Annotated in this window: 21 protein-coding genes and 1 riboswitch; of the genes, 5 read left to right on the top strand and 16 right to left on the bottom strand. The window is 71.4% G+C overall.

All coding sequences use genetic code 11. The features are described from left to right. The first annotated feature begins 123 nt into the window (after positions 1–123). Positions 124–1,146, top strand: coding sequence for a cytochrome P450 (locus AC27IY_RS18495; protein WP_487178668.1), 1,023 nt, complete (start codon positions 124–126; stop codon positions 1,144–1,146). Here the strand turns inward: AC27IY_RS18495 and lysX are convergent. Continuing rightward, complete coding sequence (gene lysX, locus AC27IY_RS18490; protein WP_344213575.1) at positions 1,140–2,621, bottom strand: bifunctional lysylphosphatidylglycerol synthetase/lysine--tRNA ligase LysX; 1,482 nt, start codon at positions 2,619–2,621, stop codon at positions 1,140–1,142. The genes AC27IY_RS18495 and lysX overlap by 7 nt on opposite strands. Before the next feature lie 146 nt (positions 2,622–2,767). Here lysX and AC27IY_RS18485 point away from each other — a divergent pair, with 146 nt between their 5' ends. After that, positions 2,768–3,247: a hypothetical protein gene (locus AC27IY_RS18485; protein WP_423451940.1), complete on the top strand. Its 480-nt coding sequence runs from the start codon at positions 2,768–2,770 to the stop codon at positions 3,245–3,247. A gap of 102 nt (positions 3,248–3,349) precedes the next feature. On the opposite strand, the gene AC27IY_RS18480 is transcribed toward AC27IY_RS18485, so the two are convergent. From AC27IY_RS18480 to AC27IY_RS18460, 5 genes are all read right to left on the bottom strand, one after another. Continuing rightward, a complete protein-coding gene (locus AC27IY_RS18480; protein ID WP_329588513.1) occupies positions 3,350–4,132 on the bottom strand; it encodes a type III pantothenate kinase in 783 nt (260 codons plus the stop codon). A gap of 3 nt (positions 4,133–4,135) precedes the next feature. After that, positions 4,136–6,664, bottom strand: a complete 2,529-nt coding sequence (locus AC27IY_RS18475; protein ID WP_344213579.1) for an L-aspartate oxidase — start codon at positions 6,662–6,664, stop codon at positions 4,136–4,138. A 79-nt stretch (positions 6,665–6,743) separates the two neighbouring features. Continuing rightward, positions 6,744–7,580, bottom strand: a complete 837-nt coding sequence (gene panC, locus AC27IY_RS18470) for a pantoate--beta-alanine ligase (RefSeq protein WP_344213581.1) — start codon at positions 7,578–7,580, stop codon at positions 6,744–6,746. A 55-nt stretch (positions 7,581–7,635) separates the two neighbouring features. After that, positions 7,636–8,526 (bottom strand): Rossmann-like and DUF2520 domain-containing protein, encoded by an 891-nt coding sequence (locus AC27IY_RS18465; RefSeq protein WP_344213583.1) that lies wholly within the window; start codon positions 8,524–8,526, stop codon positions 7,636–7,638. Between the two features lie 313 nt (positions 8,527–8,839). Next, positions 8,840–9,067, bottom strand: a complete 228-nt coding sequence (locus AC27IY_RS18460) for a chaplin family protein (protein WP_364462231.1) — start codon at positions 9,065–9,067, stop codon at positions 8,840–8,842. Between the two features lie 199 nt (positions 9,068–9,266). Here AC27IY_RS18460 and AC27IY_RS18455 point away from each other — a divergent pair, with 199 nt between their 5' ends. Beyond that, positions 9,267–10,229 carry an SAM-dependent methyltransferase gene (locus tag AC27IY_RS18455; RefSeq protein WP_423451942.1) on the top strand — a complete coding sequence of 321 codons (963 nt, stop codon included), beginning with the start codon at positions 9,267–9,269 and terminating at the stop codon, positions 10,227–10,229. A 15-nt stretch (positions 10,230–10,244) separates the two neighbouring features. Here AC27IY_RS18455 and AC27IY_RS18450 read toward each other — a convergent pair whose 3' ends face one another. Continuing rightward, a complete protein-coding gene (locus tag AC27IY_RS18450; RefSeq protein WP_487178667.1) occupies positions 10,245–11,441 on the bottom strand; it encodes a cytochrome P450 in 1,197 nt (398 codons plus the stop codon). Next, the gene (locus AC27IY_RS18445; protein ID WP_487178666.1) at positions 11,441–12,208 is read right to left on the bottom strand and encodes a TerC family protein; all 768 of its coding nucleotides are present in this window, start codon (positions 12,206–12,208) and stop codon (positions 11,441–11,443) included. The genes AC27IY_RS18450 and AC27IY_RS18445 overlap by 1 nt, the downstream gene beginning before the upstream one ends. Before the next feature lie 114 nt (positions 12,209–12,322). Then, positions 12,323–12,438, top strand: a riboswitch (SAM riboswitch). A gap of 43 nt (positions 12,439–12,481) precedes the next feature. Between AC27IY_RS18445 and AC27IY_RS18440 the strand changes: the two genes are divergently transcribed. After that, on the top strand, positions 12,482–13,774 hold the full coding sequence (locus AC27IY_RS18440; RefSeq protein ID WP_487178665.1) for an aminotransferase class V-fold PLP-dependent enzyme: 1,293 nt from the start codon (positions 12,482–12,484) through the stop codon (positions 13,772–13,774). A 22-nt stretch (positions 13,775–13,796) separates the two neighbouring features. Here the strand turns inward: AC27IY_RS18440 and AC27IY_RS18435 are convergent, their stop codons facing one another. Then, a complete protein-coding gene (locus tag AC27IY_RS18435) occupies positions 13,797–14,504 on the bottom strand; it encodes a DoxX family protein (RefSeq protein WP_423451946.1) in 708 nt (235 codons plus the stop codon). 138 nt (positions 14,505–14,642) lie between these two features. On the opposite strand from AC27IY_RS18435, the gene AC27IY_RS18430 reads away from it, so the two are divergent. Continuing rightward, entirely contained in the window at positions 14,643–15,788 is a 1,146-nt protein-coding gene (locus tag AC27IY_RS18430; RefSeq protein ID WP_487178664.1) for an NADH-quinone oxidoreductase subunit D, read from the top strand. A gap of 71 nt (positions 15,789–15,859) precedes the next feature. Here AC27IY_RS18430 and AC27IY_RS18425 read toward each other — a convergent pair whose 3' ends face one another. From AC27IY_RS18425 to ftsH, 7 genes are all read right to left on the bottom strand, one after another. Continuing rightward, complete coding sequence (locus AC27IY_RS18425) at positions 15,860–16,318, bottom strand: DUF3180 domain-containing protein (RefSeq protein WP_344213595.1); 459 nt, start codon at positions 16,316–16,318, stop codon at positions 15,860–15,862. After that, on the bottom strand, positions 16,315–16,818 hold the full coding sequence (gene folK / locus AC27IY_RS18420; RefSeq protein WP_344213597.1) for a 2-amino-4-hydroxy-6-hydroxymethyldihydropteridine diphosphokinase: 504 nt from the start codon (positions 16,816–16,818) through the stop codon (positions 16,315–16,317). Before folK ends, AC27IY_RS18425 begins: the two co-directional genes overlap by 4 nt. After that, positions 16,815–17,180, bottom strand: a complete 366-nt coding sequence (gene folB, locus AC27IY_RS18415) for a dihydroneopterin aldolase (RefSeq protein ID WP_487178663.1) — start codon at positions 17,178–17,180, stop codon at positions 16,815–16,817. The genes folK and folB overlap by 4 nt, the downstream gene beginning before the upstream one ends. Continuing rightward, positions 17,170–17,616 carry a nuclear transport factor 2 family protein gene (locus AC27IY_RS18410; protein WP_020540842.1) on the bottom strand — a complete coding sequence of 149 codons (447 nt, stop codon included), beginning with the start codon at positions 17,614–17,616 and terminating at the stop codon, positions 17,170–17,172. Before AC27IY_RS18410 ends, folB begins: the two co-directional genes overlap by 11 nt. Continuing rightward, positions 17,613–18,470, bottom strand: coding sequence for a dihydropteroate synthase (gene folP / locus AC27IY_RS18405; protein WP_449949618.1), 858 nt, complete (start codon positions 18,468–18,470; stop codon positions 17,613–17,615). Before folP ends, AC27IY_RS18410 begins: the two co-directional genes overlap by 4 nt. A 67-nt stretch (positions 18,471–18,537) precedes the next feature. Then, on the bottom strand, positions 18,538–19,143 hold the full coding sequence (gene folE / locus AC27IY_RS18400; protein ID WP_051112430.1) for a GTP cyclohydrolase I FolE: 606 nt from the start codon (positions 19,141–19,143) through the stop codon (positions 18,538–18,540). Beyond that, complete coding sequence (gene ftsH / locus AC27IY_RS18395; protein ID WP_423451948.1) at positions 19,140–21,140, bottom strand: ATP-dependent zinc metalloprotease FtsH; 2,001 nt, start codon at positions 21,138–21,140, stop codon at positions 19,140–19,142. Before ftsH ends, folE begins: the two co-directional genes overlap by 4 nt. Positions 21,141–21,242: the final 102 nt, after the last annotated feature.

Here is a 21,242-nt window from a genome sequence, read left to right as displayed (position 1 = left end):
GGGCTGTTCGTCCTGACCGATCACGAATTGTGCGGCGCCATGCTCCGCGATCCGCGTTTCGGTCACGGCCCCAGTCCCATCAACCGCGTCAATCCAGGTCAGCCTGTCGAGTCATTTCTGCGGATGGATCCGCCCGATCACACCCGGTTACGCGGTCTGGTCAGCAGGGCGTTCACGCCCCGCATGGTCGAACGGCTGCGCCCGCGCGTCGAGGCCGTCACCGCCGGGCTGATCGCGGCGCTGCCCGAGGAGGGCGACCTGGTTTCCGGCTTCGCGTACCCGCTGCCGGTCAGGGTGATCTGCGAGATGCTGGGGGTGCCGCCGGAAGATCACGAGCGCTTCCAGGGCTGGAGCGAGACGGCCGCCCGCAGCCTTGACCCGATGCTTACAGCGGAGCTGATATCGGAGAGCGGGCGGTCAGGAAGAGAGTTCCGCGACTACTTCCGCGACCTCCTGGAGCTCCGGCGCCGGCAGCCGGGCGACGACCTGCTGAGCGCACTCACCCGGGTCGAGGAGCTGACCGAGGGCGAGCTGCTGGCCACCTGCGTGCTGCTGCTCGTGGCCGGGCACGAGACGACCGTCAACCTCATCGCCAACGGGGTGCTCGCCCTGGTCCGGCACGGCCTGCTCGCGTACGCCGCCGAGCGGCCGCGGCAGGTCGTCGAGGAGGTGCTGCGCTACGACCCGCCGGTCCAGCTCACCGGACGGGTGGCGCTGCGCGACGCGGAGCTCGGCGGGACGCCGGTGCCCGCGGGGACGGCCGTGGTCGCGCTGATCGGCGCGGCCAATCGCGACCCCGCGGTCTTCCCCGACCCCGACCACCTCGACCCCACCCGATCCGACCCCGGCCGACCCGACCCCGGCCGACCCGACCTCAGCCGCTCCGACCCCGGCCGATCCGACCTCAGCCGCTCCGACGCCACCCGCTCGGATGGCGCTCGTGAGCCGGGGCGGCATCTCGCCTTCGGGCTCGGCATCCACTTCTGTCTCGGGGCGACGCTGGCCAGGATGGAGGGCGAGATCGCGCTCTCCGCCCTGGCCGTCGCGGCGCCACGGATGGAGCTGCTCGATCCCGCGCCGCCGTACAAGCCGAACCTGGTGCTGCGGGGGCTCGCGCGGCTCCCCGTGCGGCTCAATCGTCAGTGAGTGGGCTTCACCAGCGGGAACAGGATCGTCTCGCGGATGTTCTTGCCGGTGAACGCCATGATCATCCGGTCGATGCCCGCGCCCATGCCGCCCGTGGGCGGCATGCCGTACTCGAGGGCCGCCAGGAAGTCCTCGTCGAGCTGCATCGCCTCGGGGTCGCCGCCGGCGGCGAGCAGTGACTGCTCCACCAGCCGGTGCCGCTGGTCGATCGGGTCGTTGAGCTCGGAGTAGCCGGTGCCCAGCTCGGTGCCGAAGCCGATGAGGTCCCACTTCTCGGTGAGCAGCGGGTTGTCGCGGTGGAGGCGGGCCAGCGGCGAGGTCTCCAGCGGATAGTCCATGACGAACGTCGGCTGCACCAGCGTGTGCTCCACCAGCGCCTCGAACAGCTCCTGCACGAGCTTGCCCGAGCCCCACTTCGGGTCCCAGTGGACCTCGCGCCGGTCGGCGATCTTGCGGAGCTCCTCCAGCGTGGTGGAGGTGGTGATCTCCTCGCCGACGGCCTCGGAGACCAGGCCGTAGAGCGTCGCCCGGGGCCACTCGGCCATGCCGAGGTCGATCTCGACGCCGTCGTGCACGACGACCGTGGTGTCCAGGGCGGCCACGACGGCCTTTTGGTACATCCGCTGCGTCAGGTCGGCGATGTCGTGATAGTCGAGGTAGGTGCCGTACGCCTCGAGCATGGTGAACTCGGGGTTGTGCGTCGAGTCGGCGCCCTCGTTGCGGAAGTTGCGGTTGATCTCGAAGACCTTCTCGACGCCGCCGACCACGAGCCGCTTGAGATAGAGCTCGATCGCGATGCGCAGATAGAGCTCCATGTCGTAGGCGTTGATGTGGGTGCGGAAGGGCCGGGCCGCCGCGCCGCCGTGGATCGGCTGCAACATCGGCGTCTCGACCTCGAGGTAGCCCTCCTCGTGCCAGAACTCGCGCACCGCGCGCACGGTGGCGCTGCGGACGCGGGCCATCTTCCTGGCCTCGTCGTTGACGATGAGGTCGACGTAGCGCTGGCGTACGCGGGCCTCGGGGTCGGTGAGGCCGACGTGCTTCTCCGGCAGCGGACGCAGGCACTTGGCGGTGATCTGCCAGTCGTCGGCGAGCACGGACAGCTCGCCGCGCCGCGAGGTGATGACCTCGCCGGTGATGCCGACGTGGTCGCCGAGGTCGACGTCGCGCTTCCAGCGGGCCAGCGACTCCTCGCCCACCCGGTCGAGGGAGATCATGACCTGCAGGTCGGCCTCGCCGTCGCGGAGGGTGGCGAAGCAGAGCTTCCCGCCGACGCGGCTGAGCATGACGCGACCGGCCACCGACACGCTCTCGCCCGTGGCGGTGTCGGGCTCAAGGCCCTGGTATTTCTCCCTGACCTCGGCGTTGGTCGCCGTACGGGGGAAATTCACCGGGTAAGGATCGACGCCCTCACTGCGAAGGCGGTCGAGCTTCTCCCTCCGGATCCGCATCTGCTCGGGAAGTTCTTCGCTCACAGCACTAAAGCGTAGGGGATATGGCGAACTGCAAGGGCTCGTCGGCCCGTTGCAGGGTGCCTGCAAGAGGGCTCTTTTATCAATGACTCACGAGCTCAGGGGGAGGCCGGCAGGGAGCCGGCCCAGGGGAGCTCCAGGAGAGAGAAATGTTCAAGAAGCTCGCGATCGGCACCCTCGCCGCCGCCGCCACCACCGCAGTCGCCCTGTCGATGCCCGCCGCCGCCTTCGCCTCCGCGCCCCACGCCGACGACTACTCCTCGCACTGGGGCCCGGTCTACGCCAAGCACTTCCAGGCCAAGGCCGAGGGCAGCGTCACCGTCAGCTGGGACGACGACGGCGAGTCGAACGAGGTCCACGTGCGCGGCAAGCTCTGGGACCGCGACAACCGCAGCTACGACGAGGGCGGCAAGTGCGCGTACGTGCGCTTCCAGGCCGAGGACTTCGACGGCGACTGGTCGCCGGTCTTCTGGCGGAAGTACTGCGGCTACCCCAGCTTCCAGCGCTTCCACTTCGAGGAGAACGACGTCCAGACCCTGCGCGTGCAGGTCTGCCAGATCGGCCTGAACAGCAAGTTCCCCACCAAGTGCGGCCGCTGGGACTACATCTACACCAACGAGAACGAGTAGTGACGCCTGAGCTCGCATCCGAGCACCCTGGCGCCATGACGACCGAGCACCCGAAGACCGCGGGCGGCCCCTTATCCGAGCGGGGGGCCGCCTGCTCCTGTGTCAGCCCGCGTTGCGGTGGTAGATCAGGCGCAGGCCGATGAGCGTGAGCCACGGCTCGTGCACGTCGATCGAGCGCGACTCGCCGACCACCAGCCCGGCGTGCCCGCCGGTGGCGACGACCGTGACCTCGTCGGGGTCGTCGGCCAGCTCGGCCGTCATGCGCTCGACGATGCCGTCCACCTGGCCGGCGAAGCCGTAGATGATGCCGGCCTGCAGGGCCTCGACGGTGTTCTTGGCGATCACCGAGCGCGGCCTGACCAGCTCCACCTTGTGCAGTTGCGCGCCGGCGGAGGCGAGGGCGTCCACCGAGATCTCGATGCCGGGCGCGGTGACCGCCCCGATGTACTCGCCCTTGGCCGAGACCGCGTCGAAGGACGTGGCGGTGCCGAAGTCGACGATCACGCAGGGGCCGCCGTACTGGTCGATGGCGGCGAGGGCGTTGACGATGCGGTCGCTGCCGACCTCCTTGGGGTTGTCCATGCGGACCGGCACGCCGGTGCGGATGCCCGGCTCCACGATCACCGCCGTGACGTCGCCGTAGTAGCGGCGGCACATCTCCCGCATCTCGTTGAGCACGCTCGGGACCGTCGAGCAGATGGCGATGCCGTCGACGTCGGCGCCCTTGAGCAGTGGCGACTGCGCCAGCAGCCCTTGCAGGACGACCGCGATCTCGTCGGCGGTGCGGCGGGCGTCGGTGGCCAGCCGCCAGTGCTCGATGACGTCCTCGCCCTCGAAGAGCCCGAGCACCGTGTGCGTGTTGCCGACGTCGATCGTGAGCAGCATCAATTACCCCCGTAGATCCAGTGCGATGTCCAGGGCCGGCGCCGAGTGCGTCAACGCCCCTACCGCCAGGTAGTCAACGCCAGTTTCGGCCACAGCACGGGCCGATTCCAAGGTCAATCCCCCGCTCGCCTCAAGGGCAACCCTGTTTTTCGCCTGCTTTTTCACGAGTTGTACGGCACGTTCGGTGTCCTCCACCGTGAAGTTGTCCAGCAGCACCTCCCGCGCGCCCTCGTCGAGCACCGGCTGGAGCTGGTCGAGCCGGTCGATCTCCACCTCGATCGGCAGGTCGGGGTGGCGCTCGCGGACCGCGCGGAACGCCTCGGCCACGCCGCCGGCCGCCACCACGTGGTTGTCCTTGATCAGCGCGGCGTCCGACAGCGACATGCGGTGGTTGACGCCGCCGCCGCAGCGTACGGCGTACTTCTCCAGCGCGCGCAGGCCGGGCAGCGTCTTGCGGCTGTCGCGGACGCGGGCCCCGGTGCCCTTGATCGCCTCGACCCACCTGCCGGTGAGCGTCGCCACCCCGGACAGGTGCGTGAGCAGGTTGAGCGCCGTGCGCTCGGCGGTCAGCAGGGCGCGCGTGGGCCCCTCGACGGTGAGCAGCACGTCGCCCGCCCGGACCCGCTCGCCGTCCTTGGCCCGGCGCTCGGTCCGGTCCGCCCCCAGCCGGACGAACACCGCCTCCGCCACCGCCAGCCCCGCCACGACGCCGTCCTTGCGCGCCACCACGTCGCCCGACGAGCGCTGGTCGGCGGGGATGGTGGCGAGGCTCGTCACGTCACCGGCCTCCCACAGGTCCTCCTCCAGCGCGCGGGCGATGAGCGCGTCCACCTCGGCCGGGTCGAGCCCGGCGGCCGACAGCTCCTGCGCCAGCCGGGCCGGCATCGTGTCCTCGTGCGGCGTGTACGTCATGCGAAGGCCCTCCTCCGTCAGGGTCACGTCGAGGTGGCCCAGCCATTCGTTGTCGTCGCGCGTCTCATGATCCTCGCGCCAGTGTGAGCCCCGGGTCTCCAGCCGGGCCGCCGCCGCGCCGGTGAGCACGGTGGCGACGGTGAGCAGGTTCGCCGCCTCCCAGGACTCGGTGCACGGCGGCACCGCGACCGGCGTCCAGCGGGCGTCGAGCAGCGCTTTGGCGGTGGCGCGCAGCGACTCGCGGCTGCGCAGCACGCCCGCGCCCCGGCTCATGTGCGCCTGGATCCGGGCCCGGACGCGCGGATCCACCAACCCGGACTCTCCCTCGGCCGGCACCGGGTCGCCGGGGGCCGGGCGGGCCGCGTGCACGTCCTCGGCGATGCGCTCGGCGAACACCAGGCCCTCCAGCAGCGAGTTGGAGGCCAGCCGGTTGGCGCCGTGCACGCCGGTGCAGGCCACCTCGCCGCAGGCGTAGAGGCCGTCGATCGAGGTACGGCCGCGCAGATCGGTCCGTACGCCGCCGCTGGCGTAGTGGGCGGCCGGGGCCACGGGGATCGGCTGGGTCACCGGGTCGATGCCGTGCTCACGGCAGACCGCGTAGATGGTGGGGAACCGGGTCTCCCACTTGCGCCGGCCGAAGTGGCGGCCGTCGAGGAAGACGTGGTCGCGGCCGGTCGCGCGCATCGTCCGCATGATCCCCTTGGCCACGACGTCGCGCGGGGCCAGGTCGGCCAGCTCGTGCGCGTCGGCCATGAAGCGGTTGCCCTCGTGGTCGGTGAGGTACGCCCCCTCGCCCCGCACCGCCTCCGAGATCAGCGGCTGCTGGCCGGTCGAGTCCGCGCCGAGCCAGAGCACGGTGGGGTGGAACTGCACGAACTCCAGGTCGCGCACCACCGCCCCGGCCCGCAGCGCCAGCGCGACGCCGTCGCCGGTGGAGACCACGGGGTTGGTGGTGGCCGCGTACACCTGGCCCATGCCGCCGGTGGCGAGCACGACGGCCCGCGCGAGCACCGCGCCGACGCCGTCGCGGGCGCCCTCGCCCATCACGTGGAGGGTGACGCCCCTGGCCCGGCCGTGGGCGTCCTTGAGCAGGTCGAGCACCAGGGCGTGCTCGATGACCTCGATGGAGGGGCGGGCGCGTACCGCCTCGATGAGCGCCCGCTGCACCTCGGCGCCGGTCGCGTCGCCGCCCGCGTGCACGATGCGGCTGCGGCGGTGGCCGCCCTCGCGGGTGAGCTGGAGCTCGCCGTCCGGGGTGCGGTCGAAGCGGGCGCCCCGCTCGATCAGCCGGCGCAGCGCGCCGGGGCCCTCGGTGACCAGCGTCCGCACCGCCCGTACGTCGCACAGCCCGACGCCGGCGATGAGCGTGTCGTTCAGGTGCTCCTCGGGCGTGTCGCGCGGGTCGAGCACGGCCGCGATGCCGCCCTGCGCCCAGCGCGTCGAGCCCGAGGACAGCACGTCCTTGGTGACGACCAGGACCTTGGCCTCGGGCTCCAGCTCCGTGTAGCGCAGGGCCACGGTCAGGCCCGCGATGCCGGAGCCCACGACGACCAGGTCGGCCTCGGCGCTCCAGCCGGGCGCGGGAGCGGTCAGCCGCAGGGGAATCGCCGGTGCGCTCATTGGGCTCTCCTCCACTCGGGCGATTTCGTCAACATGACGATAACGCCTCCGGGAGCGCGTGCATGCCCAGGGGTCAGGCTCAGGCCGGATTCACGGTCAGGACGACGTTGTCGATCAGCCGGGTGGCGCCGATCCTGGCCGCGACGGCGAGCACGGCCTCGCCCGCGTGCTCCTCGCCCACCTCGGTGAACGTCGCGGGATCGACCAGCACCACGTAGTCCAGGTCGAGCCGGGGGCCGGCGGCGGCGAGGACCGCGCGGGCGGCCTCACGGATCGCGCCGGGCCGCCGCTCGGCCTCGCCGGCGCGCAGGGCGCGGGAGAGCGCCAGCGCCACCTGCCGGTCGTCCTCGGACAGGTAGCGGTTGCGGCTGGACAGGGCCAGTCCGTCGTGCTCGCGTACGGTGGGCGCGCCGACGATCTCGACCGGCACGTCCAGGTCGGCGACCATGCGGCGGATCAGGGCGAGCTGCTGGGCGTCCTTCTGGCCGAAGACCGCCACGCTCGGCTGGACGAGGTTGAACAGCTTGAGCACCACCGTCAGCACCCCGTCGAAGTGCCCGGGGCGGGACTCGCCCTCCACGATCTCGCCCATCCGGCCGGCCAGGAGGCTCACCTGGCGGTCGGGGCGGTACATGTCCTCGGCCGACGGGTGGAAGACCACGTCCACGCCCTCGGCCCGGCACACCTCCAGGTCCGCCTCGAACGTACGGGGATAGCGGGAGAAATCCTCGTTGGGCCCGAACTGCAGTGGGTTGACGAAGACGCTGACCACCACCTGGTCGGCCCGCGACCGGGCGAGCCGCATGAGCGAGCGGTGGCCCTCGTGCAGCGCGCCCATGGTCGGCACCAGCGCCACCTCGCCACCGCCACGCGCCTTGACCAGGTCTTCCCTGTTCCTGGCGACGATCAAGTCCATCGGGCGGCCCCTCGCGTTCATGGCCTCCGCTTCGCGGCGGCGCTTCCTCGCACGGTCAGGTCCATATATTGCCGCCCAGCGCGTCGAGCAGCCGCTCCGCCTCCTCCGGTTTGAGCAGCCCGGCGGCGAGTGCCCGGTCGGCCGTGAGCCTGGCCAGCGCGATGTAGGCGTCGGCCGCCTCGGGGGCGGCCAGGATGAGCGCGTCGACGTGCTTGCGCACGGTGCCGGCGTCGCCGCGTACGACCGGGCCGGTGAGACCGGCGATGCCGAGTCGCAGGACGTTGTCGAGCGCGGCGCCGAGCAGCGGGCCCAGCATCCGGCCAGGGTGCTCGACGCCGATGCGCCCGAGCAGGTCGGAGGACTCGGCGATGAGGGTGACCATGTGGTTGGCGGCTCCGGCCAGGGCCGCGTGGTAGAGCGCGCGGTCGGCGTCGGCGATCCAGACCGGCTCGCCGCCCATCTCGATCACCAGGGCCTCGGCGATCGGGCGCAGCGCGTCGGGGGCGGTGACGCCGTAGGAGATGCCGGTGAGCTTGTTGAGGTCGTCGTCGCGGCCGGTGAACGTCATCACGGGATGCAGCGCGAGCGGCAGCGCGCCGCGCTCGGCGGCCGGGTCGAGCACCGACAGCCCGTACGCGCCGCTGGTGTGCACGACCAGCTTGCCCTGCAGGTCGGCGCCGGTGGCGGCGAGGCCGCCCACGAGGTCGGGCAGCGCGTCGTCGGGCACGGTCAGCAGGATGAGCTGGGCCGCGTTCACCACCTCGTCGGGCCGCGACGGCGTCACGCCGAGCCGCTCGGCCGCCCAGCGCTGGGAGTTGTCGGACAAGCCGCTGGCGGCGACGACGCGGTGTCCGGCCTGCCGCAACGCGGCCCCGAGGGCCGAGCCGACCTTGCCCGCCCCGAGCACGCCCACGCTGAGCCGCGCCGGGCGATCTCCTGCCTCCATGACGTCTCACCCCTGTCGACCGGATGGCACTGCCGCCCAGCGTAACGGCCTCTCCGTCCAGGGAATGTGACTGGTGCTTTGCTGGAGGTTGAGTTATTGGCAAAAGCGACAAGGGCAGACAAATAGTGCACCCCCTGTCGGAAGAGATGAGGAGAGGGGTTCACCGCATAGCAGCGGGCGCCGAGTCCGCAGTGGACCCGACGCCCGCGGGGTGTGACCTCTTGGAGGTGCGCCTGGCCGGCGCGACCGCCGACTGCCCGGCCGGGAGTCCGAGCCCGGACCGGACCGCGCCGGTCCGGGCTCCCCGCTTTCGTCAGCGGCTCGTCTGGTGGGAGTAGGCCCCGCCCTTGCAGCCGGCGACGCTGAGGCCGATGACCGCGACGGCGTTGCCGCAGGCGTTGACCGGCACGCTGATCGGGATGCGGATCTGGTTGCCACCCAGGATGCTGCCGTTGCCGCTGGTGATGTCGGCGTGGGCGGCGGGCGCGCCCAGCGCGAGAGCCGCGGCGGCACCGACCAGGACCAGGGTCTTCTTCAGCATGTGTGCTCCTTCTTGACAGCGCGGCACTGGGGCCGCGGACGTTGGCTTGTGCCGGGAACGGCCGCCGCAGTCGCCACCTGGGGGTTGGCGCAACGCGACCGTCTGGCGACAGAACGTAAACAATAGCGCAAGCGCACGACAATGAGTAGTCACATGATGACCAAGCGTGCCGTCAGCCGGTCGTGAGATAGTCCATGACATGTGGCTGACCTGGCGCGCGGCGACCCAGCGAGCGCTGTACGGCGAGGCGGGCTTCTACCTCCGCGAGCGCCCCTCGGGCCACTTCCGCACATCCGTCAGCGCCTCGGCGGCGTTCGCCGAGGCGGTGCTCGCGCTGCTCCGCGAGGTGGACGCCGAGCTGGGCAAGCCGGACACGCTCGACCTGGTGGACATCGGGGCCGGTGAGGGCACGCTGGTCACCCGTGTGCTGGCCGCCGCCGAGCCCGGCCTGAGCGAGCGGCTGCGGGTCACGGCGGTCGATCTGTCGTCCCGGCCCGAGGGCCTGCCCGAGCGGATCGAGTGGCGCGGCGGGCTGCCCGACTCCATCCAGGGCCTCGCCATCGCCAACGAATGGCTCGACAACGTGCCGGTGGACGTCGTCGAGCAGACCTCCAGCGGGCCGCGGCTGGTCATGGTGGACGTCCACACGGGCGCGGAGCGGATCGGCGGGCCCCTTCGGCCGGCCGACCGGGAGTGGCTGGAACGGTGGTGGCCGCTGCCCCGGGTGGGGGCGCGAGCCGAGATCGGCCGGCCGCGCGACGAGGCGTGGGCGGCCGTCGTCACCCGCCTCACCAGGGGCCGGGCGATCGCCGTCGATTATGCACACCCTGTGGACAACCGTCCCCCCTGCGGCACGCTGACCGGCTATCGGGACGGGGCGGTCGTCAGCCCCATACCCGACGGCACCTGCGACATCACCGCGCACGTGGCGCTCGACGCCTGCGCCGAGGCGGGCCGCCGGGCGGGCGCGATATCCACAACCTTGTCCACACAGCGCGCGGCGCTGCGCTCCCTGGGGCTGACCGGCGCCCGGCCGCCGGTCGAGCTGGCGCACCGGGATCCGCGCGGCTACCTGCGGGCGCTGGCCCGGGCGTCGGAGGAGGGCGAGCTCATCGACCCGTCCGGGCTCGGCGGCTTCGGCTGGCTCGACCAGCGCCGCTGACGGCGCTGACGGCGCTCAGGCGGGGGTGGCGGTGAGGTGGAGTGCCTCCAGGCCGCGGATGACGTAGCCGGGCTTCCACGAGGGCTCCTCGCGCAGCTCCAGGCTCGCCGTACGGTCCAGCAGCGCCCCGAACGACTCGATCAGCTCGATGCGGGCCAGCGGCGCCCCCAGGCAGAAGTGGATGCCGGCGCCGAAGGAGATGTGCGGGTTGTCGGCCCTGCCCACGTCCAGCCGGTCCGGGTCCTCGAACACGGCCGGGTCCCGGTTGGCCGAGCCGAACAGCAGCGCCACCTCGGCCCCGCGCGGGATCTCCACCCCGTGGACCTCGATGTCCTCCAGCACCCACCGCTCGAACATCTGCAGCGGCGTGTCCCAGCGCAGCAGCTCCTCGACGGCGGTGGGCAGCAGCGAGCGGTTGGCGCGCAGCCGGGCCAGCTCCTCCGGGTTCCTGAACAGCGACCACCAGCCGTTGCCGGTGACGTTGACCGTGGCCTCGTGGCCGGCGTTGAGCAGCAGCACGCAGGTGCCGATCAGCTCGTCCTCGGTCAGCTCGGGGATCTGGGCGAGCGCGCTGATCAGGTCGTCGCCGGGGGCGGCGCGGCGGGCGCGGGCCAGGTCCCTGAGGTAGGCGGCGAACTCCGTGGCCGCGCGGACGGCGGTGTGCTGCGCCTCGACGGCCGGGTTGAGCTCGTACATGCCGCAGATGTCGGCCGACCAGGGGCGGAGCAGGTGGCGGTCGGCCTCGGGGATGCCGAGCATCTCCGCGATCACCGTGACCGGCAGCGGCTCGGCGACCTCGGCGAGCAGGTCGCCCCCGCCCTTCGCCACGAACGCGTCCGCGAGGCCGCCCGCGATGGCCCGCACGCGCGGCCGCAGGGACTCGACCATGCGCGGCGTGAACGCCTTCGACACCAGCCGGCGCAGCCTCGTGTGCACCGGCGGCTCGACGTCCAGCATGCCCGCCCTGATCACCCGCCAGAACGGCTCCTGGAACTCCGGCTCCTGCGGCCTGCCGAACTCCTCGTGCGTGGCCACGTGCAGGTACGACCGGCCCAGGCGGCGGTCCCTGAGCAGGGCGTTGACGTCCGCGTGGCGGGAGACGAGCCACTGGTTCGTGGGCTCGTAGTAGCAGACGGGCCGCTCGCGCCGCAGCTCGTCGTAGACCGGGTACGGATGGGCTACGAAATCCGGATTCCAGGGGTCAAAGTGCACTATTGCATCTTAGGAGGCTCCCCCTCCTGCTCGGCAGCCTCCACCTGCCGCTGCCTGGCGTTCTTGCTGCGCACCCGGATGTTCAGCAGCTCCACGACCACCGAGAACGCCATCGCGAAGTAGATGTAGCCCTTCGGGATGTGCTGGTCCAGCCCCTCGGCCACGAGCACCACGCCGATCAGCACCAGGAACGCCAGCGCCAGCATCTTGACGCTCGGGTGCTGGTCCACGAAACGGCTGATCGGCCCCGAGGCGAACAACATCACCAGCACCGCCACCACGACCGCCGCGATCATCACGCCGAGCTCGTCCACCATGCCGACCGCGGTGATGACCGAGTCCAGCGAGAAGACCACGTCCAGGACCATGATCTGCACGATCACCGACGTGAACGAGACGGCGGCGGCGTTCTTGCCGTCCTTGCCCGCCGGGCCGTCCATGGTGTGACCGATCTCGGTGACGCTCTTGCCGAGCAGGAAGAGCCCTCCCAGCAGCAGGATGAGGTCGCGCCCCGAGATCTCGTGCCCGAGCACCGTGAACAGCGGCTCGGTGAGCTGCACCACCCACGACAGGCCGAGCAGCAGGAGCAGCCGGCTGACCAGGGCCGCGGCCAGACCGAGCACCCGGGCCCTGTCGCGCTGCTCGGGCGGCAGCTTCCCGGCCAGGATGGAGATGAAGATGATGTTGTCGATCCCCAGGACGATCTCCAGGGCGACGAGAGTGAAGAAGCCGATCCAGATTTGGGGATCGGCGACCCAGTCCAACATCTGCATACCTCCGTGACACGCGGGCCGAGAACTTTTCGGGCACAACGCATTACCCGCCGCATAAGTTCACGGGCTTGCGTCCGGCCGCGGGGTGTCGGTTATAGTGCGGGCGTAGGTCATGAGTGCCAGCGACAAGCCCCGGCTAGCTGGCCGGCAACCCTCGCGTCCGCGGCGGGGTGCCCCGGGTGAAGACCTGGTCCGTCACGAGGTGTGGCGGGCAAGCGCGGGCTCCGAGGCCGTTCCCTGGGGTCCGATGACCCGAGGAGCAGTGCTGTGCCCACGCTGACGATCTTCAACGACGCCGCCGCCCCCGCCGAGGCCCCCGCCGCCGCCGCGCCGGAGAGCGCCCGGCCCATCCCCGCCGTGGTCGGGGCCGACCTGGAGGTGCCGGTCAAGGGCGGCCGGCTCGTCCGGTACGCCAACCTCGACTACGCCGCCAGCGCGCCCTGTCTCGAGCCGGTCAGCGCCGCCGTCGCCGCCGCGCTCCCGGCCTACTCCAGCGTCCACCGCGGCGCCGGCTACGCCTCCCAGCTCACCACCGCCAGGTACGAGCAGGCCCGCCACACCGTACGGGCGTTCGTCGGCGCCCGCCCCTCCGACGCCGTGATCTTCACCCGCAACACCACCGACGCCACCAACCTGCTGGCCCGCTGCCTGCCCGCCGGCACCACCGTCGTGGTCTTCGACACCGAGCACCACGCCTCGCTCCTGCCCTGGGCCGAGGCCGTCCGGCTGGCCCCGCCCGCCTTCCCCGGTGAGGCCGTACGGGCCGCCGACGAGGCGCTGGCCGCCATCGACGGACCCAAGCTGCTCGTCGTCACCGCCGCCTCCAACGTCACCGGCGAGCTGTGGCCGATCGCCGCGCTGGCGCACATCGCGCACCGCCACGGGGCGCGCATCCTGGTGGACGCCGCGCAGTTCGTGCCACACCGGCGGCTCAACCTGACCGCGCTGGACCTCGACTACGTGGCCTTCTCCGGGCACAAGCTGTACGCGCCGTTCGGCGCGGGGGCGCTGGTGGGACGCGGGGACTGGCTGGCGGGCGGGGAGCCGTACCTGAAGGGCGGCGGCGCGGTGCGCGCGGTGGGCGAGGAGGCCGAGTGGCACGAGGACCCCGAGCCGCGCCACGAGGCGGGCACCCCCAACGTGCTCGGCGCGATCGCGCTCGCCGCGGCCTGCGACGCGCTCAGCGCCACCGGCTGGACCGCGCTGGTGCGCGAGGAGGAGCGGCTGCTCGCGCGGCTGCGCGCCGGGCTCGCCACCATCGAGGGCGTACGCGAGCTGGCCCTGTGGGGTGACGACCACCCGCGCGTGGGCATCGTGTCGTTCACCGTGGACGGGCACACGGCGCGGGAGGTGGCCGAGGCGCTGTCCGGCGAGTACGGCATCGGGGTGCGCGACGGCAAGTTCTGCGCGCACCCGTTCGTCCGGCACCTGCTGGGCACGGCCGACGGCGGGTGCGAGGACGGCACGGCCTCGGCCGTACGGGCCTCCATCGGCATCGGGACCACACAGGAGCACGTGGACCGGCTCATCGAGGCTCTGCGCGCCATCGTCTCCCGCTGACCGCGGGCGGCCGGGCGCCCGGTCAGCGGTTCGGCGGCTTGCGGTGCTCCGGCTGGTCCTCGGAGACCAGGGCGTCGATGTCGCGCATGTCCGCGTCGTCGAGCCCGCCCGCGTGGGTGCGCGGCGCGGCCGGCTGCCGGGGGGCCTCCGGCCGCTCGGCGGGCATCCCCGGCTCCGCGGGCGTCATCGGCCCTCCGGCGCCCGGCTGGTAGGCGCCCTCCGCGCCGCCGGGCCTGACGTTGACGTTGGACGGGCCCGGACCCATGGCCGGGCCGCGCCGGTGCTCGATCAGCTCGTCCTCGGCGACCCGCTGCCGCGCGCGGCGCCGGAAGATCGCGCCGAACAGCCCGTCCAGCCCGATCCGGCCGCCGCCGAGCGCCAGGAACAGCAGGCACAGCGCGCCGAGCGCGCCCGCCAGCTCCCATCCGCCCTCGCCCACCAGGACGCCCCTGTTCCCGTGCACGAAGACGATCGCGCCGATCATGTCGATCAGCAGCAGCAACGCCACCGGCCGCACCAGCAGCCCGAGAATGAGGAAGACGCCGCCGACGGTCTCGACCACGGTGGCGAAGCCGGCGGCCGCGCCGGGCAGCGGGACCCCCATCCCGCCGAACATCTGCGTCGTCGCGCCGAGACCGCCCTGCCACTTCTGCAAGCCGTGCGCCACGAAGATCACACCGGTGACCACCCGGGCGATCAGGGCCGCCACATCGAACACAACTCTCTTCATGGTGCTTCTCCCCCCGTCTCCCGTCTTCTCCCCACGACCACCCCAAGTCCCCGCAGGTGCGGTGAATCCGTACCGATCCTTGACCAACGACCGTGCCCCGCGCTGGCTCACCTCCAGGGACGGTGGGAGCATGGCCGTATGACGGAACGTGTGGTCGGGATGGGCGCGGGCGCGAAGGAGCTGGCCACCGAGGACATGATCCTCAACATCGGCCCCCAGCACCCCTCGACGCACGGCGTCCTCCGCCTCCGGCTCACGCTCGACGGCGAGCGCATCGCCACCGCCGAGCCGATCATCGGCTACATGCACCGGGGCGCGGAGAAGCTGTTCGAGGTCCGCGACTACCGCCAGATCATCATGCTGGCCAACCGGCACGACTGGCTGGCCGGGTTCGCCAACGAGCTGGGCGTGGTGCTCGCCGCCGAACGCCTCCTCGGCATGGAGCCGCCGGTGCGGGCCGTGTGGGCGCGCACCCTGCTGGCCGAGCTCAACCGGGTGCTGAGCCACCTCATGTTCCTCGGCTCCTATCCGCTGGAACTGGGCGCGATGACGCCGATCTTCTACTCCTTCAACGAGCGCGAGCGCATCCAGGCCGTCATGGAGGAGATCTCCGGCGGACGCATGCACTACATGTTCAACCGGGTCGGCGGGCTCAAGGAGGACCTGCCGCTGGGCTGGCTGGACCGGGTGTCGGAGGCCGTCGCCGAGACCCGCCGCCGGGTGCCGGTCATCGAGGACCTCATCCTGCACAACGACATCTTCGTCGCCCGCACCAAGGGCGTCGGCGTGCTGACCCGCGAGCAGGTCATGCAGTACGGCGTCAGCGGTCCCATCGCCCGCGCCTCCGGCGTCGACCTCGACCTGCGCCGCGACGACCCCTACCTCGCCTACCCCGAGCTGCCCGTCAAGGTCGTCACCCGCGACGCCGGCGACTGCCAGGCCCGCTTCGAGGTGCTGTTCGAGCAGGTCAAGGTCTCACTCGACCTGGCCGACATTTGCGTCGAACGGCTGCGCTCGCTGCCGCCGGGGCCGATCAACCAGCGGCTGCCGAAGGTGCTGAAGGTGCCGGAGGGGCACACGTACGCGTGGACCGAGAACCCGCTCGGCATCAACGGCTACTACCTGGTCTCCAAGGGCGACAAGACGCCGTGGCGGCTCAAGCTGCGCTCGGCCTCGTACAACAACGTCCAGGTGCTGCGCGAGATGCTGCCCGGACATCTGGTGGCCGACATGGTCGCCATCCTCGGCTCGATGTTCTTCGTCGTGGGGGACATCGACAAATAGCGCTCAAAGCCGGGACGGGCCGGGCCGGCGCCCGGCGCCGGCCTGCCGGACGAGCAGGACGGCGACTGGCGCTACCGGGGCTTCTGATCCTCCGGGTCCTTCGGCACCCGGCAGGCGTGCTCCAGGTAGAGCGCCGCGACCACCAGCACCACGCACGCCGCGAACGACCCCGTGGCGATGAAGAACTCCGAGCGCGGCGTCTCGCGGTCGAGGATGCCCACCGTGTGCAGCGCGAAGCCGGCGAACCCGCCGCCGAAGGCCGCCCCCGCGTACGCCGACGCCTTGGCCAGCGCCGCCAGCCGGGCCACGGCCAGCGGCTCCACCGGCTTGGTGCCCGGCTTGCGGGCGATCCTGGCCTTGGTGATCCAGCCGCTGTAGCCCTCGCCGAGTGCCAGCAGCAGCAGGGTCGGGATCGCGGTCCACGGCAGGAGCCACGCGATGTCGCCGTAGAACCGGTGCAGCAGCGCCCAGGTGAGCAGCGCGAGAACGACGAGGATGCCGACCAGGTGGCCGGGATGCGTGGGCCTCAATCGGGCCTCTGCAAGGTCAGGTCGGGCCGCGGCCGCACGCCCTGCCGGTCGAGCCCGGCCAGCAGGTCGACCACCCGGCCGTGGCCGGGCACGACGGCCGCCGGGTCGGCCTCCAGCCAGGGCACCAGCACGAACGCCCGCTCGTGCGCCCTCGGGTGCGGCAGCGTCAGGTCGGGGTCGTCGCAGACGGTCTCGCCCACGACGATGAGATCGACGTCGAGGGTGCGCGGCCCCCAGCGCTCGGCGCGCTCCCGCCCGAAGGCGTTCTCGACGCTGAGCGCCCGCTCCAGCAGCGTGCGCGGCTCCAGCGTGGTCTCGGCGACCACGATCGCGTTGAGGTAGGGGTCCTGCCCCTCGGGGCCGCCCACCGGATCGGTCTCGTAGACCGGGGACGCCTTCACGAATTTCAGGCCCGGCGCGTCGAACAGGGCGTCGACCGCTCCCTGCAGGATCTGGAAGCGGTTGCCCAGGTTGCTGCCGAGCGCGATGACGGTCTTCATACGCGACTCCGCTCGATCGTCACGACCACGTCGTCGAAGGGCAGCGGGATGGGCGCCGCCGGCTTGTGCACGCTCACCTCGACCTTGACCACCGGCTCGTACGCCAGGCAGACCTCGGCGAGGCGCTGCGCCAGCGTCTCGATGAGCTGCACCGGCTCGCCCGACACCACCCGCGTCAGCTCCTCGGCCAGCTCGCCGTAGTGGACGGTCGCCGTGAGGTCGTCGCCGGCCGCGGCCGGCGCGGTGTCGAGGAACAGCGTGGCGTCGATCACGAACTCCTGGCCCAGCTCGCGCTCGGCCAGGAGCACCCCGTGCCGCCCGCGGGCCCGCAGGCCCTTGAGCGCGATGCGATCAAGGCTCAAGCTCGCCGTCCTCCTCCTCGTCGTCGTCGCCCTGGAGCACCGGCGAGCCGTGGTGCATCCACAGCCGCCAGCCCTGGGAGGTGCGGAGGTAGACGTTGCTCGCGACCACCTTGCCCGCCGCGAAGCTCGCCTCCCCCTCGTCGCCGGCGGTGAGGATGTTCTCGACGCAGGTGAGGACGGCGACGTCGCCCAGCACGGTGGTGTTGACGTCGGTCAGCACGAACTGGATGTAGGTCGTGTTGGCCATGATCAGGGCCCACGAACGCAGCACCTCGGACCGCCCGGTCAGCAGCGCCCATCCGGGGTGCACGCAGCTCACCTGGTCGTCGGCGGTGTCCTCGGCCCAGATCTCGGTCATCTTGTCGAGGTCGCCGCCCTCGATCGCGGTGTAGAACTCCTGGTTGACCGTCTCGATGGCGGCCGTGTCGACGCTCATGTGCCTGCTCCCGCTCGTGTCCATGCGGCGGCCACGCGCACCGCGTCGGCGTTGGGGCCGACCTCGTGCACGCGTACGCACCAAGCGCCCGCCTGAGCCGCCAGGGCGGTCACGGCCAGGGTGGCGTCGTCGCTCCTGCTGAACGGCCGGGGTGTGCCGTCGGGGTCGGCCAGCAGCCGCCCCAGGAACCTCTTGCGCGACGCCCCGATGAGCAGCGGATAACCCAGCTCCGCCAGCTGGGGGATGCCGGCCAGCACCGCCCAGTTGTGCTCGGCGTTCTTGGCGAAGCCGAGGCCGGGGTCGAGCACGATCTGCTGCTCCGACACGCCCTCGGCCAGCACCAGGCTCACCCGCTTGCTCAGCTCCTCGCGCACCTCGCCGACCACGTCGTGGTAGACGGCCCTGGTGTGCATGTCGTGGCTGTGGCCGCGCCAGTGCATCACGACGTAGGAGACGCCGGTCGCGGCCACCACGCGCGGCATCTCGGGATCGGCGAGCCCGCCGCTGACGTCGTTGACCAGCCGCGCGCCCGCCTCGACCGCGGCCCGCGCCACCTCGGCGCGCATGGTGTCGACGCTGACGGCCACGCCCTCGGCGGCCAGCGCCCTGATCACCGGGACGACCCGCGCCAGCTCCTCCTCCAGCGAGACCCGGGCGGCGCCGGGACGGGTGGACTCGCCGCCCACGTCGACGAGGTCGGCCCCCTCATCGACCAGCTCGAAGCCGTGCCTGATCGCGGCCGCCTCGTCGAACCAGCGGCCGCCGTCGGAGAAGGAGTCGGGGGTCACGTTGACCACGCCCATGACGAGACACCGCTCCGCCCCTCCCGGCACGCTGATGGGCATGCTAGTCATGGGCCAAGCCTAGGCGTTCCACCACACCTGCTGACATCGCGGGTCCCCGGTTGTGGATAAGGATGGCTCACCTGCCGAGGATGAGCGCCATCGCCTCGGAACGGGTCTTGTCGCTGGTGCGGAAGTCGCCGCGGACCGCCGAGGTCACGGTCTTCGCGCCCGGTTTGCGTACGCCGCGCATGGTCATGCACAGGTGCTCGCACTCGACCACCACGATCACGCCGCGCGGCTCCAGCACGCGCATCAGCGCGTCGGCGATCTGGGACGTCATGCGCTCCTGCACCTGCGGGCGGCGGGCGAAGACGTCCACCAGCCTGGCCAGCTTGGACAGGCCCGTCACCTGGCCCCGCTGGTTGGGGATGTAGCCGACGTGGGCCAGGCCGTGGAACGGGACCAGATGGTGCTCGCAGGTCGAGTAGACCTCGATGTCCCTGACGAGCACCATCTCGTCGTGATCGACGTCGAACACCTTGTTGAGCACGTCTTCGGGGGTCTGGCCGAGGCCGGAGAACTGCTCGGCCATGGCCCTCGCCACGCGGGCGGGCGTCTCGACCAGGCCGTCGCGGTCGGGGTCCTCGCCGATGGCGGCGAGGATCTCGCGGACGGCCTTCTCGATGCGGGCGAGGTCGACGTCGTGCTGTGTCACAAAGTGCTCCGGTGGTGCTTGCTTCAGACGCCGTCGCCGCCGGCCGGCAGCGCGTCCTGGTGGCCCGAGGACAGCGAGCCGTTGGCCGACTGCTTCTCCTTCGGCGTCAGGATGGGCGGCCGGTCCGAGGGCAGGCGCTTGCCGTATCCCGCGTAGGACGGACGGTGCTCCTTGACGACCACCGGCGCGAAGATCTGCAGGACCTGCTCGCGGGAGAGCGTCTCCTTCTCCATGAGCTCCAGGACGAGGTTGTCGAGGACGTCGCGGTATTGGACCAGGATGTCCCACGCCTGGTCGTGCGCCGTCTCGATCATCCGGCGGACCTCCTCGTCGATCGTGGAGGCGATCTTCTCGGAGTAGTCGCGCTCGTGGCCCATCTCGCGGCCGAGGAACACCTCGGCCTGGCCGCTGCCGAACTTGCGGGCGCCGAGCTGCTCGCTCATGCCGTATTCGGTCACCATGCGGCGGGCGACCGCCGTGGCCTTCTCGATGTCGTTGGAGGCGCCGGTGGTGGGCTCGTGGAAGACGAGCTCCTCCGCCGCGCGGCCGCCGAGCAGCATCGCGAGCTGGTCCATCATCTCGGACCTGGTGGCGAGGAACTTGTCCTCCATCGGCAGCGTCATCGTGTAGCCGAGCGCGCGGCCGCGGGACAGGATCGTGATCTTGTGCACCGGGTCGGAGTTGGGCAGCGCGTGCGCCACCAGCGCGTGACCGCCCTCGTGGTAGGCGATCATCTTCTTCTCCTTGTCGGACATGACCCGCGTCTTGCGCTCGGGCCCTGCCATGACACGGTCGATCGACTCCTCGAGGAGCTCCATCGTGATCAGCTTCTGGTCGGCCCGCGCGGTGAGCAGGGCGGCCTCGTTGATCACGTTGGCCAGGTCGGCGCCGGTGAACCCGGGGGTGCGGCGGGCGATGGTGTCGAGGTCGACGTCGGGCGCGAACGGCTTGCCCCGGCCGTGGACCTTGAGGATGCCCTTGCGGCCCTCCAGGTCGGGACGGTCGACGGTGACCTGCCGGTCGAAGCGGCCGGGACGCAGCAGCGCCGGGTCGAGGATGTCGGGCCGGTTGGTCGCGGCGATGAGGATCACGCCGCCCTTGACGTCGAAGCCGTCCATCTCGACGAGGAGCTGGTTGAGCGTCTGCTCGCGCTCGTCGTGACCGCCGCCGAGGCCGGCGCCGCGGTGGCGGCCGACCGCGTCGATCTCGTCGATGAAGATGATCGCCGGGGCGTTGGCCTTCGCCTGCTCGAACAGGTCGCGCACGCGGGAGGCGCCGACGCCGACGAACATCTCGACGAAGTCGGAGCCGGAGATCGAGTAGAACGGCACGCCCGCCTCGCCCGCGACCGCGCGGGCCAGCAGGGTCTTGCCGGTGCCGGGCGGGCCGTAGAGCAGCACGCCCTTGGGGATCTTGGCGCCGATCGCCTGGAACTTGGCCGGGGCCTGCAGGAACTCCTTGATCTCCTGGAGCTCCTCGATGGCCTCGTCGGCACCCGCGACGTCGGCGAACGTGGTCTTGGGAGTGTCCTTGCTGATGAGCTTGGCCTTCGACTTGCCGAAGTTCATCACCCGGGAGCCGCCGCCCTGCATCTGGTTCAGCATGAACAGGAAGATCAGCACGATGATGACGATCGGCAGGAAGCTCATGAGGATGCTGACCAGGAGGTTCTCCTGGGGCACCTCAGTGGTGAAGCTGTCCGTCTTCTTGGCGTCGACCTGCGCCTGGAGCTCGTCGGTCAGCTTGCTGCCGTAGCCCGTGACCCAGTAGGCCTGGACGAGCTTGGTCGGCTGGTCGCCTTTGCGCACGGTGACGGGGTTCTTCAGCGTCACCTCGATGCGGTTGTCCTTGTCGACGACCTTGGCGTTGCTGACATTGCCGGCGCGAATCTGCTGGAGCACCAAGGACGTGTCGGCCTGCTTGAAGTTTCCGCCGCCACTCCACAGTTGGGTGACGAGCAGGAGCAGCACGACGATGCCCAGGATCCACAGCAGTGGCCCACGTGTAAATCGCTTGAGATCCATCCGATGCGGAACCCCTTGCGGGCCCGTCCCTTCCTGACCATGGCCTGGAACCCCGGGCGTGCCCGGGGCCGCGGCATCCGGCACCGCGACTTCTGACTACCC

Source organism: Nonomuraea sp. B208 (assembly GCF_057536035.1).
Note: the sequence above shows the minus strand (reverse complement) of the source record. Positions and strands in the feature narration are given on the sequence as shown.

What these genes read in the sequence shown, in the direction of transcription:
- AC27IY_RS18495 (WP_487178668.1), top strand. Translation starts at nt 124, where the DNA reads ATGGATCCGCCCGATCACACCCGGTTACGCGGTCTGGTCAGCAGGGCG.
- AC27IY_RS18485 (WP_423451940.1), top strand. Translation starts at nt 2,768, where the DNA reads ATGTTCAAGAAGCTCGCGATCGGCACCCTCGCCGCCGCCGCCACCACC.
- AC27IY_RS18480 (WP_329588513.1), bottom strand. Translation starts at nt 4,132, where the DNA reads ATGCTGCTCACGATCGACGTCGGCAACACGCACACGGTGCTCGGGCTC.
- AC27IY_RS18475 (WP_344213579.1), bottom strand. Translation starts at nt 6,664, where the DNA reads ATGAGCGCACCGGCGATTCCCCTGCGGCTGACCGCTCCCGCGCCCGGC.
- panC (WP_344213581.1), bottom strand. Translation starts at nt 7,580, where the DNA reads ATGGACTTGATCGTCGCCAGGAACAGGGAAGACCTGGTCAAGGCGCGT.
- AC27IY_RS18465 (WP_344213583.1), bottom strand. Translation starts at nt 8,526, where the DNA reads ATGGAGGCAGGAGATCGCCCGGCGCGGCTCAGCGTGGGCGTGCTCGGG.
- AC27IY_RS18460 (WP_364462231.1), bottom strand. Translation starts at nt 9,067, where the DNA reads ATGCTGAAGAAGACCCTGGTCCTGGTCGGTGCCGCCGCGGCTCTCGCG.
- AC27IY_RS18455 (WP_423451942.1), top strand. Translation starts at nt 9,267, where the DNA reads ATGTGGCTGACCTGGCGCGCGGCGACCCAGCGAGCGCTGTACGGCGAG.
- AC27IY_RS18445 (WP_487178666.1), bottom strand. Translation starts at nt 12,208, where the DNA reads ATGTTGGACTGGGTCGCCGATCCCCAAATCTGGATCGGCTTCTTCACT.
- AC27IY_RS18435 (WP_423451946.1), bottom strand. Translation starts at nt 14,504, where the DNA reads ATGAAGAGAGTTGTGTTCGATGTGGCGGCCCTGATCGCCCGGGTGGTC.
- AC27IY_RS18430 (WP_487178664.1), top strand. Translation starts at nt 14,643, where the DNA reads ATGACGGAACGTGTGGTCGGGATGGGCGCGGGCGCGAAGGAGCTGGCC.
- folK (WP_344213597.1), bottom strand. Translation starts at nt 16,818, where the DNA reads ATGAAGACCGTCATCGCGCTCGGCAGCAACCTGGGCAACCGCTTCCAG.
- AC27IY_RS18410 (WP_020540842.1), bottom strand. Translation starts at nt 17,616, where the DNA reads ATGAGCGTCGACACGGCCGCCATCGAGACGGTCAACCAGGAGTTCTAC.
- folP (WP_449949618.1), bottom strand. Translation starts at nt 18,470, where the DNA reads ATGACTAGCATGCCCATCAGCGTGCCGGGAGGGGCGGAGCGGTGTCTC.
- ftsH (WP_423451948.1), bottom strand. Translation starts at nt 21,140, where the DNA reads ATGGATCTCAAGCGATTTACACGTGGGCCACTGCTGTGGATCCTGGGC.